This window comes from Candidatus Margulisiibacteriota bacterium, assembly GCA_028715625.1.
Classification (GTDB): Bacteria; Margulisbacteria; Riflemargulisbacteria; order GWF2-35-9; family GWF2-35-9; genus JAQURL01.
Genome location: JAQURL010000076.1, coordinates 1 through 11,856, shown reverse-complemented (window position 1 = coordinate 11,856; position 11,856 = coordinate 1). Strand labels below are relative to the sequence as shown.

General features: G+C 38.3%; 9 protein-coding genes. All 9 read left to right on the top strand.

Annotated features, from left to right (window positions below):
• Positions 1–574 (top strand): exonuclease sbcCD subunit D (locus PHV30_10490; GenBank protein MDD5457440.1); only part of this gene is annotated, 574 nt, incomplete at its 5' end.
• Positions 571–3,669 carry an SMC family ATPase gene (locus tag PHV30_10485; GenBank protein MDD5457439.1) on the top strand — a complete coding sequence of 1,033 codons (3,099 nt, stop codon included), beginning with the start codon at positions 571–573 and terminating at the stop codon, positions 3,667–3,669. The genes PHV30_10490 and PHV30_10485, both read left to right, overlap by 4 nt.
• 35 nt (positions 3,670–3,704) lie before the next feature.
• Complete coding sequence (locus PHV30_10480; protein MDD5457438.1) at positions 3,705–4,067, top strand: hypothetical protein; 363 nt, start codon at positions 3,705–3,707, stop codon at positions 4,065–4,067.
• A 1-nt stretch (position 4,068) separates the two neighbouring features.
• Complete coding sequence (locus tag PHV30_10475; protein MDD5457437.1) at positions 4,069–5,043, top strand: DUF4263 domain-containing protein; 975 nt, start codon at positions 4,069–4,071, stop codon at positions 5,041–5,043.
• A 36-nt stretch (positions 5,044–5,079) separates the two neighbouring features.
• Entirely contained in the window at positions 5,080–7,728 is a 2,649-nt protein-coding gene (locus PHV30_10470; GenBank protein MDD5457436.1) for a hypothetical protein, read from the top strand.
• Between the two features lie 5 nt (positions 7,729–7,733).
• The gene (locus tag PHV30_10465; protein MDD5457435.1) at positions 7,734–8,048 is read left to right on the top strand and encodes a hypothetical protein; all 315 of its coding nucleotides are present in this window, start codon (positions 7,734–7,736) and stop codon (positions 8,046–8,048) included.
• 13 nt (positions 8,049–8,061) lie between these two features.
• Positions 8,062–9,030, top strand: a complete 969-nt coding sequence (locus tag PHV30_10460; GenBank protein MDD5457434.1) for a hypothetical protein — start codon at positions 8,062–8,064, stop codon at positions 9,028–9,030.
• 4 nt (positions 9,031–9,034) lie between these two features.
• Entirely contained in the window at positions 9,035–9,550 is a 516-nt protein-coding gene (locus tag PHV30_10455) for a hypothetical protein (GenBank protein MDD5457433.1), read from the top strand.
• Between the two features lie 535 nt (positions 9,551–10,085).
• Entirely contained in the window at positions 10,086–11,525 is a 1,440-nt protein-coding gene (gene sbcB / locus PHV30_10450) for an exodeoxyribonuclease I (protein MDD5457432.1), read from the top strand.
• The last annotated feature ends 331 nt before the right edge of the window (positions 11,526–11,856 follow it).

Genomic DNA, 11,856 nt, shown 5'->3' with positions numbered 1-11,856 from the left:
CGATCTTGGTGCTCAGGCTATCTATTCAGATATGATCCCAAAACAAATCCAATACACAGCTGCCGGTCATCTTCATCGTCCAATGACAATAAGCGATTTGCCATGCCCTGTTGTCTATAGTGGTAGCCCATTGGCTTACAGTTTCAGTGAAGCAGACCAGGACAAGTACGTTTATATCACTGATATAAATTCGGGTGAAAAAGCATCTGTATCAAGAATAAAATTAACTAAAGGTCGCCGTCTGTTGCGACAAAGGTTCAACAATATAGATATGGCAGTTTCATGGTTGCTGGAGCATACCGGAGACCTGGTTGAATTAACTATTGAGTCCGATACCTATATTACAGCAATCGATAAATCAAGATTATATGAAGTGCATCAGGGTATTATTTCGCTTATACCAGAAATTACAGGTACAGCCGGGATAGAATCGATTTCAGCCACCATTGATTTGTCAAAAAACATGAAAGAACTCTTCGTGGACTACTTCAAGTATCGGCATGGCGATCAACTGCCGAACGAGGAACTGCTAGCCTTGTTCACTGAGGTTCTGGCTGTAGAGGAATCGGAATGATCCCTGTAAGCCTGACCATTCAGGGCATGTATTCCTACCAGGAAAGGCAGACCATAGATTTTGCTCCACTGTTGAAAGCTCACTTGTTCGGAATTTTCGGAGCGGTCGGCAGCGGTAAGTCAACTATTCTGGAAGCCATTATGTTTGCTTTGTACGGACAAATAGAAAGGCTGAATAAGAAGGATGGACAGACCTACAATATGCTTAACCTCAAGTCTGACGAATTCTATATTGAATTTATTTTTCGTGCCGGAGAGAAACATCTGGATGAATACAAAGCAACTGTTACCACTAAAAGAAATAAAAAACGTTTTGATGACGTTAAATCCTTTGAACGAATTATATATAAGAAAAAAAATGCCGGGTGGCTGGCGCTTGAAGACAAAACAGCAGAGTCCATCCTGGAACTATCTTATGATAACTTTCGCCGTACTATAATTATCCCCCAGGGAAAGTTCCAGGAATTTATTCAGCTGGGAGCTTCCGAACGTACGCAGATGCTTATGGAACTCTTTAATCTGCATCGTTTTGATCTGTCCGGTAAGGTTATTGCCAAGGACGTACAGAATAACCTGGACATAGAAAACATTAAAGGGCAGATGCTGCAGCTCAGTGAAGATGCTGATCCTGAAAAGATCAAAATATTTGAAAACCAGCTGACCGAACTTGGAAACAATCTAAATACCCAACTGAAAAAACAGAAGGAATTAACACAGCAGGAAATTGCTCTCAAAACTCTTGATGACCAATTCAAAAAGATTGAGGAAATAGAGAAAAAACTTATAGATATAGAAGCCCGGAAACCAGATTTTGAAAAGAAAGAAAAACAACTACGCCAGTATGAAGTCTGCGTTCAGAATTTCCGCGATATCCTGAAGCAGCATAGCGAAAATCTGCAAGCTCAAACTGACAATGAGCAAGTAGTACATGGGCTTGATGAAAAGCATAAAGCGCAGGAGAAACAATTGGGGGAAGTGAAAGCTCGTCTTACTGAGATCGAGCCTGATTATAAAAAACGGGACTTATACAGAGAACAGGTTACTGATTTTAAAAGATTGATCGAGATTCGGGAGCTGCAGGACACACTTTCAAAAAACAATTTAAAATACGAAAAACTGCAAACCAGTCTGCGTGATCAGGATAAGGCATTAAAGAATCTGCAAGATAAATATACTGCTGACGGGAAAACCTTAAAAAAAATAAAAACCGAACAACCTGATATCGCGGTTCTAAGTAAAATTCAGCAATGGTTTACGGTTTATAAACATTTACAGACGGATCATCAAAAAGCTATCGCAGAAAGAGACAAAAGCAAAAAAAGCATTGAGGAGCTTCAGCAGAAAAAGGACCAGCTTATTGACACGCCGTTAATGAATACGGTTTTAAGTACTGACGAGAAATCGCTGAAGATTAGACAGATATCCGACATACTGGGAGAACGGGTACAGGAAATCAGTAAAGAAATAGAAAAGCTGGATGGCCAAATCCAGGCACATAGCGGTAATGAAAAGTTGGTCGAATATGTAAAACAACTTAAAGCGGGTGTTGCCTGCCCCTTGTGCGGGTCGCCAGATCATCCGCACATTCTGAAAGTCAGTGATGTAACCGAAGCAAAAAAAACATTATTGCAAGCCAAACAAGATTTGTTGAAAAAGATCGATGTAATAAATAAAACTTCTGTGGAATTGAATAAACTTTACGGCTTTTTCAGTGATGCTTTCAACGCTCAAATGGAACATGACAAAGTTTCAATATCTTTATCAGGCCAGATCAACGCACACAAAGAAGGTTTTATTTGGCAGGGATATACAATAGAGAATGAAAAAAACGTGGAGGAAGACCTGAAAAAAGCTTCCGAAATAACGAATGATATCCGAAACAAGGAAAAAGCATTAGATAAATTAAAGACAGATATCGAGGAAGTGTTACAAGCGATAGAACAGCTTAAAAAACAAGCTGATGAGTTGAAAAATGAAAACACGGGATTGATCAGCAAAAAAGATACTCTGCTCAAACAACTTCAACAACTCAAAGAAGAGAACTATACAGAACAGACAGTAAAGATTTTAACTAAAGAAATGGAAGAACTGACTGCCAAGATGATTTCCGTTGATAAAGAATATGAAACCTGTACTCTGCAGGGTACGGAGCTGACCACTTCGTTGAGCGGATTAAAAGGACAGCTAAAGGAAAAACAGGACCAGGCACAGAAGGCGAAGCAAGAAATGATAAAACTGGAGAAGGAATTGCAGGACAGAACCAGCAAGCACCTTTTCAAAACCCTGGACGAGGTAAAAGAAATATTGAACTGGGAACTGAATATCGAAGCAGTTCGCAAGGAGATTGAAAGTTTCAAGGCAGAACATCAATCACGCAAAGCTGAACGAGATATGCTTAAAAATCAACTGAAGGGGAAAACTTATGACCCCGAGCAGCACCAGATACTTAAAACGCAACTGACTGAGTTGAACCAGTTGGTAGCACAGTTAACAGAGCAAAAGGGCTCATTAGGCCAGACCATTATCCGTCTTAAGGATGAAATGAAACGTCAGGCAATTCTGCTGGGTGAGCTTCAGCAGAAGCATCGACGCGCTGAGAATTTGGACACGCTGAAAAAACTTTTTAAGGGAAGCGGATTTGTGAATTATATCTCCACGCAGTATTTGCAGAACCTGTGCCATGCAGCAAATGAGCGGTTTCATAAATTGACCAGACAGCAAATGAGATTGGAGATCAATGAATCTAATGAGTTTATTGTTCGTGATCTATTAAATGACGGCCATATCCGTAGTGTAAAAACACTGTCCGGCGGTCAGACATTTCAGGCAGCTTTTTCGTTGGCTCTGGCCCTGGCTGACCAGGTGAACCACCTGGCCGGGATCGACCAAAACTTCTTTTTCATGGACGAAGGATTCGGCTCGCTGGATAAGGAATCTTTGCGGGTAGTTTTTGACTCACTGAAGTCTCTGCACAAAGAGAATCGGGTTGTTGGGGTTATTTCTCACGTTGAGGATATGCAGCAGGACATGGATGTCTATTTAAAAATCAGAAAAGATGATAAGCGCGGGAGTATTGTGGAAAGGAGCTGGGAGTAAGGAAAAGTTTACGAAAATAAGGAGGAGGAACAAATATGAATACTTTAGAAATATTAACTAAAGCTATTAATGAAAGAAGACCTGTAGTGTATGAATACAATAAGGAAGGTAAGGTAAAAGGCGAACGATTTGGAGACCCCCATGCAGTCTTTATTTTCACTTCGAAAACTACACAAGTACAAACCACAAAAGTTCATATTGTACAAAGAAAAGGTGTATCAGATTCAGAAACCGAAAGTCCATTTCCTGCTTTTAGAATGTTCAATATTGAAGATTTGGCAAATGTAAAAATATTAGAAAGTGAAGAAAGATTTGAGCCATTTTATAAAGATAAAGAAGGCAATCGACAATACAATCCTGAATGGGAAGGTTATAAGAACGTTATTGCGAAGGTCTAACATGAGTATTCAATATGACAGAATTATATTCTCAAATGACAAACTTACTTTAAAGATTAACTTCTCGGGGATTAAGGATAGTGTTGTTCGTGCTAATGATCTGAAAATGTCCGTATATGCGTTCAAAAATGATACTGCAGAACCCGTGTTTTCTGAGGAGTTAGAAATAAATCAAATTAGAAGCCTTTACAATCAATTAAACGCAATATCGATTATAAAAGACAGCTCTATAAGTTCGTCTGGAAGTTTTATAGAAATAGAAAAACATATTCATTCAAAACTTGAGCTGTTTAGTGCTTTAGACAGGAGCACCTTACAGAAACTCGTTAGTAAACTAGATGCAGCTGAAGAAATAGGAATTGATAACATAGTTGCAGCACAAAGAATCGTGAAATGGAGAATTCAGTTGGATAATTTGAAATTACTTTTGGAATTAGAAGAAAATGGGAATATCGTTGATGAAATTAATAAGCGTCAAAGTCTTCAAGAGTATATAGCCAGTCAGCCTGAGAAAATATTTCAAAACTGGATAGAAAAAAATCTATGGATATTTGGTGTTGAGTATTCAAAAAAACATGATGCTCGCAAGATTGCGATATTTAGCGAAGCTGATTTATTAATGGAATCACTGGATGGTTTCATGGATTTAATTGAACTTAAAAGACCAAAATACAAAATTTTCCAGCTTGATAATTCACACAAATGCTATTATCCATCTTCTGATTTAGCAAAAGTTATCGGACAGTGTTTATTTTATATGCAAAAACTTGACGAGTATAAACTCATTTTAGAAAAAGAACATAATGTTAAGATCATTAGGCCGAGAATCAAAATTATTGCTGGTCGAACAACTAATTTTGACAAAACCCAATTCGAAGCGTTACGAATGCTCAATTGCAATTTAAATCATATTCAAATCATTTCATATGATTATTTGTTAAATTGTGGAGAACAAATTTTGTCGAATTATAAGTAACTAATAATGCATTGCGTTTAAAAGAGTGAGGATAATATGTTAATTAATGAAATTAAAAAATGGGCATCACAGGAACTTCCGCCTTGGCAAAGTGATATTGTAAGAACTCTTTTGACAACCGGGTCTTTCTCTCCCTCTGATTTTGAAGAAATTTTAACAATAGTAAAAATAGAAGATGGATTGTTGGATAAATCGAAACTGATTAGACCTACAAGACCTGTTGATAAACAAATTGTACCTAGGGTGCAGGAAATACAGCAGAGTATTTTTCTTAAAGCTATTTCAAATATCAAGAAGGTAAATGCATTACCGCTAAACTCAGAAATAAAATTTGGACATAAAGGTCTAACAGTTGTATATGGAGAAAACGCTGCAGGCAAATCTGGTTATGCACGTATTTTTAAAAGAGCCTGCAATGCTAGAGATTATGATGAACTAATTCAACCTAATATTTTTAGTGCTGAGGACCTTGAGCCAGCATCTGCCACCTTTGTTTTAGGGAAAGAGAAACAGAGCGAAACCTGTATTTCCTGGACAGATGATGGGAACAAAGATACGGAACTTTCATTAATACATATGTTTGATTCTCGATGCGCACGTATAATCCTAGATGAAAAAAATGGAGCTGTATATTTACCATATGGAGCAGAAATATTTGAACAATTAGTACAAGTTCTTGAAGAAATAAAAAAGAGACTTCTAGCTGATAAAGAAAACTTGAATAGCTTAAACATCGCTGATGTAAAACCTTTAACCACCTCAGGTCAGTGGCTCAGTAAGATAAACCATCAGACTACAGATGAGGACATTAAGAGGATGACCACATGGAGCGACAAGCATGAACTAAGTCTCTCTAGCATCTCGCAAAGGCTAACAAATATTGATCCTGTTGGCATCCAGTATAAACAAATTAGGTTAAATAATATCAAACAGCGTTGCCAAATGTTGTTACAAAAAATCCAGAATATCTCACAAATATTGTCTGTGGATGGAGTGGCTTCAATAAACGAAACACTTAAGAAGCTTAATGCGGCTGAACAAGCTATGCATCTCGTAAGTATTGAGATGTTTAAACAGGAACCTGTTTCTGGAGGTGGAACAAGTGAGTGGCAATTGTTATATAATACTGCAAAAGATTATTCATTAAAGATAGCGTATCCATCAGCTCAATTCCCAAATATAGAAGAGCAAAGCAGATGTGTTTTGTGTATGCAACCATTATCACCTGAGGCTAAAGAACGGTTTAAGCGTTTTCATGCTTTTATGGATCAAAGAGTAAAGCAGGAGTATAAAACCCAGAATGACAAACTCATACAAACGATTAGCCAGTTAAGTTCATTACCAATCAATTATTCTGATTTTAACGATGTTACAAGTGAAGTAAAAATTAGAAAGCAGTTGGATGTCACTCCTGTTTTAATATCTATAAATGAATTTGTAGCAAAAATGATAAATTTTTGTAAAAAAAAAGAGCCATCTTTGGGTGAAATAGAGTTAGCCGAGATATCGAAAATAATACCAGAAACAATATCTGCAATAGAAATAGAAATTAGTACCTTAATGAAGGATGCAAAGCCTGAGGAAATAATAAAATTGCAGAAGAATCAAGATGAGCTGGTGTCGCAAAGAGCATTGAGTTTTAATCGAGATAAAATTTTTTTTCATATTCATTCACTTAAAAGGAATAATCAAATAGATTTGTGTTCAGCAAAAATCGACACAAGAGGAATAACTAGTAAGGCTAAATCATTAATTGCTTCCAACTTAACACCTGCGTTGTTGCTTGCAATCCAAGAAGAGCTAAAATTACTAGGACTAAGACATCTACCAGTTAATATTCAGACAATTGGCTCTAAAGGAGAGACTATGCATAAATTGGAACTTAAAGGTAAGATCGTTCAAAAATCAATAAAACTTACAGAAGTTCTTAGCGAAGGAGAACAACGTGTTGTAGCAATAGGAAGTTTTCTTGCCGAGATAGGAGTATCAGGAAGATCTAACCCCATCGTTTTTGATGATCCCGTGAGCTCCCTTGATCACTTATACAGAGAAAAAATAGCGGATCGATTGGCTTTTGAATCTGCGAAACGACAAGTAATACTTTTTACACATGATATAGCTTTCCTATCATTACTATGGTCAAAGTCTATTCTCTACAAAGTACCATTTACATCTGTAACCGTTTATAAAGAAGAGCAACCTGGTATCAATCGAGATGGATTACCTTGGCATGCTTCAAAAGTCACAGAAAGAATTGATAAAATGAACAAACAATTAGCAAGTTTTAAAGGACAATTTAATACGGATAGAATTCAATATAATAAACACGCGGCTTATCTTTATTGTCTGCTTAGGGAGTCTTGGGAAGCCGCTGTTGAAGAGCATCTTCTTAACAATACAATCTCTCGATACAGCGGGGAAGTACAAACAATAAGACTTCTTGGGGTAGAGGTGACTGATTTTATGGTGGAGACTATCTATCATAATATGTCCAAATGTTCTAAATGGATGACTGGACACGATAAGTCCACTGCTTTGGATGCAAATAGGCCAGATCCAACAGAAATAGCCTCAGATATTGAAGCATTGAGGAAGTTTGTTGCACAAATAAAAAAACAACAGGAAGCTATATCCAAGAAAAGAAAAAATGATTTAGAAAAGCCGATAACTTGTGAAAGGGGCTGATTATTATGATTAATCCTTTGGATGAATTAGAAAATATATTTAACTTTGATATGCGTCAAATATATATCCGCGCCAAAGCGGAAGTTGGGTATAACGCAACCAGATATCTGCAAATGTTATCTAAGTATGGCGGCATAGAAACCGCTAAAAAACTTTTGTATGACACGAAATATGTCAGCGACGGCTTTACTACTCTATACATGGCTGGCCGACAGGATTTGACCGTTGAGGCGTTGGTGTTAAAAGATAAATATAAAACCTTATTTACCGTTGAGGAACTGGAAATTGCCAGAAAAAGGCTGGAAGGTAAAAAAATTTAAAAAGATCAATGTTATGACAAACACATTATTCGTAAACCTATGTAAATACACACCCGGCAAAGATATAGACCCGGAAGAAAATTTCATAACAGAGGCTCTGGTTTACATGATAAAGTATAGCTTGGACAACGGGACTGATTTAAGCAAACGGTTTATAAACTTGCTTGGCGCAAACATTAATGATCTTGAGCTCAGCTCTTGTTTAATAAGTTCACAGACTTCATTTAAGACAAAACGCGGAGATATTGCCAGGCCTGATATTACTATTGAATTCCCTGATAAATATATATTAGTTGAAGTCAAGGTGAACGCCCAGATAAACATGTATTCCATTGAAGATAACAGTGAAACTTCAACAATTAACCAATTGGAAAAGTACTCGGATATAAAGGTAGAAAAAGAAAAATATATAGTACTGCTCTCAAAAAATTTTGTGACCGACCTGAAAGGATGTAATAAAAGTTTAAGCTGGCAGAAAGTGTACGAAATTTTAAAAATATACAGATCGGAGGACAAAATAGAAGCATTTTTAATAGAACAGTTTAAGAAACTAATGGAGGTGAGACAAATGGTTGTAGGGAAAGTCGGGTACGAATTTGAAAATGGGGTTAGAGCGCTGGTTAATCTGATGGGGCAACTAAATAAAGTAATCGCGGAAATAAAGATTGGGTCTTATAAATCTCAAAGCGCAAGCTATTGTTTAGGGTTTCATTTACTGAAAAACAACAAGGAAGCGGTCGGCTGGATAGGAATATACTATGATCATCCGGAAAGAATAGCTTTTGAGCTATATAATGAGAAATTGAAGCAATTCGTAGTTGATAAAGGACTCAAAGAGAATTTTACAATGGCGATTAATAATTATTATGACTATTTTTATTTTGAACAGAAACGCTATTATTGTCTGACTACCGAGGAACAGGTTGAAGAAATAAAAAGCTGGGCACGAAAAACTTATGAATTGATAAAAGAATTTTTTTAATAAAATGTCTGACTTAAAACCCTTAAATGAAATAACAGAACCAGATAAAAGGAACATATATTTTGTAATAACTAATTCTATGGGTAAAGCAAGAAAATTGACACTTAATGAAATATATGAGGAAGTTGATAGAATACAGCTACATAATAAAGTCCCGGAGCATATTAAGGATCATTTTTTACAAGCTAAACATTTGGCAATTTATTCCTGGTTTTATAATCCTTTTATGGGAACAGCACTGTTGCTTGGATTAATAGCTTTAGATTATGCATTGATATCAAAAAAAGGGAAAAAGGCACCTTTAAAAAATATGATTAGAGAAGCAGTTGAAAAGGGATGGATTAAAGATGAAGGATTTTCCATAGCAAAAATAAGAGATAAAAAAAAAGTACCTTATGTAGAGACCTTAATTACTGTTATCCCTGCACTTAGAAATAAATTAGCGCATGGATCAAATATGGATACTAGTAGCATTAGTTCACTACTAACATGTGCCGAGTTTATTAATCAGTTATTTTAGTAAAATAATTAATTGCTTTTTCAAAAAATAAAATTTGCCTTTATATTTCCTATCTCCTAGCTGTCAGACGTCATACTTCGTCAAGCTCAGTATGACATATCACCTAACACTTACCCCTAACATCTTACTTTTTCCCCGCGCATATCGGAGGTGGTGATTCAGACGTTTGCGAATGTAGCGAGGCCGAGCCTGGATGGCGAGGCAGCGAGATCAGCCTGAGGCTGAGTTCGAAGCGTCAGCGAAATGAATATTACGGCTGAACGACACCGCAGATCAGCGCAAAAGGCGTTTTTCTCCACTTTTTGCGCCATTCAAAAAGTGGAAATGAATTTTGAAGTATGACTTTTCTATCGTCCTTCTTCCTTCTTCCCTCCTTTTCTCCGCTGGTGGAGAGAGGTGGCACGCTTGTCCTGAGCAATGTCGAAGGGAGGTGCCGGAGAGAGTCGCTTCCCCCCTCTCTTTTCAAGAGAGGGGCCGGGGGTGAGTTATAATGACACATTGAATTCCTTTCTTTTCTATTAGATAATCAGAGGTAGTGACTAACTCATATCTTTTCTATGATCTCGAAACCTTCGGTACCGACCCCCGCGCGGACCGTATCGCCCAGTTCGCGGCTCTGCGTACGGATAAAGAATTTAATCCCCTGGAAGACCCGATTGTGCTTTACTGCAAAATTCCACCCGACTACCTGCCGGATATCGAAGCCTGTCTTATATCCCGTATTACCCCGCAAAAAACACTGCAGGACGGGCTGGTGGAATACGAGTTTGTCCAAAAAATTTATGAGGAATTTTGCAGGCCCGATACCTGTATTCTGGGCTACAACAATATTCGCTTTGATGATGAGTTTATTCGCAACGCTTTTTACCACAACCTTTTAGACCCATATGTTCGGGAGTACGCGGACGGCAATTCCCGCTGGGACCTGATCGATGTGGTACGCGCCACCCACGATCTGCGGCCGGACGGCATTAACTGGCCCAACAATGGCGAAGACAAACCCTCATTCAGATTGCAAGACCTTACCGCGGCCAATAATATTGAACACACCCGGTCCCATGACGCGCTAAGCGATGTTCACGCCGTTATCAGCCTGGCCGGACTCATCAGAGAAAAACAGCCCAAATTATTTAATTATTTTCTGAATAACCATGATAAAACCAGTATAAACAAATTAATTAAAGTTTTTTCCAAAGAACCCTTTGTGCACACGTCCCGCATGCTGGCCACAGATTGCGGCTGTACTTCGGTTATGTGCCCGCTGATCGTGGACCCCAAGAACAGCAATTATATTCTTTGCTTTGATCTGCGCTACAGCCCGGACAGCCTCATTAGCCTGCCTTCTGAAGAGCTCAAAAAGCTGATTTTTATTTCCAAAGATGAACCCGAGTTCGAGGACCGGGTACGCATCAAAGGAATTTACACCAACAAATCCCCCATTGTGGCTCCCATATCCGTGCTCACCGATGCTGATTGGGCCAGATTGAGCCTGGATAAGCAGTCCTGTCTGGACAAATTTAATAAAATCATGGAGAACATGGCTGAAATCAGCGAAAAGTTGAAGAGTATTTACAGCATAAAGCCGGACTATAAAACCGAAGATTCGGACCCGGAACTGCAGATTTATTCCGGTGGGTTTTTCAGCGATCAGGACAGGACTTTGTTTCAATTTATACATGAAAACAGCCCGGATAGATGGCTGAGCCTGAACAGTGAATTTGAAGACCCCCGTCTGCCTACCATGCTCTGGCGCATGATAGCCAGAAATTATCCCGAAATTTTATCCGACGAAGACAAAAATAGGTGGGAAGAGTTTCGTAAACAACGACTGGACGGAGCTACTTCTCTTACCAAACGAAATTTTGTTGACTGGCAGCAAGACCTTGATAACCGTATCAAGTCCTCCCCCGATCCGCAAACTACTAAAATTCTTGAAGAATTGAAAGAGTATTTAGCCGCTTCTCTATACTTCTGATACCTGGATCCTAAACGCATCATAGCGAAAACCTTGTAAAATTTTCCGGTTTCCTCCCCTTTAAAAGGGGAGGTGTCGCGCTGAATCCGCCTTGGGCGGAGTAAGCGGACGGAGGGGTGGTCTCCCTTTCTCCGCTGGCGGAGAGAGGGTCGGGGAGAGAGGCGGGGTGAGTTTAAAGAATTCTTCCTCGTTAAGAGTTTAAACATACGATATAATATTATATCGATTAAATTATTAAGGGAAACTATGGAACATAAACACGGTAAAGACTTAACCGAAGGCAGCATACCCAGAAATTTGCTGATGTTCGCCATGCCTATGCTCATCTCCA

Excerpts from the sequence above, each read along its gene's own strand:
- PHV30_10485 (MDD5457439.1), top strand. The coding sequence starts at position 571 with ATGATCCCTGTAAGCCTGACCATTCAGGGCATGTATTCCTACCAGGAA.
- PHV30_10480 (MDD5457438.1), top strand. The coding sequence starts at position 3,705 with ATGAATACTTTAGAAATATTAACTAAAGCTATTAATGAAAGAAGACCT.
- PHV30_10475 (MDD5457437.1), top strand. The coding sequence starts at position 4,069 with ATGAGTATTCAATATGACAGAATTATATTCTCAAATGACAAACTTACT.
- PHV30_10470 (MDD5457436.1), top strand. The coding sequence starts at position 5,080 with ATGTTAATTAATGAAATTAAAAAATGGGCATCACAGGAACTTCCGCCT.
- PHV30_10465 (MDD5457435.1), top strand. The coding sequence starts at position 7,734 with ATGATTAATCCTTTGGATGAATTAGAAAATATATTTAACTTTGATATG.
- PHV30_10460 (MDD5457434.1), top strand. The coding sequence starts at position 8,062 with ATGACAAACACATTATTCGTAAACCTATGTAAATACACACCCGGCAAA.
- PHV30_10455 (MDD5457433.1), top strand. The coding sequence starts at position 9,035 with ATGTCTGACTTAAAACCCTTAAATGAAATAACAGAACCAGATAAAAGG.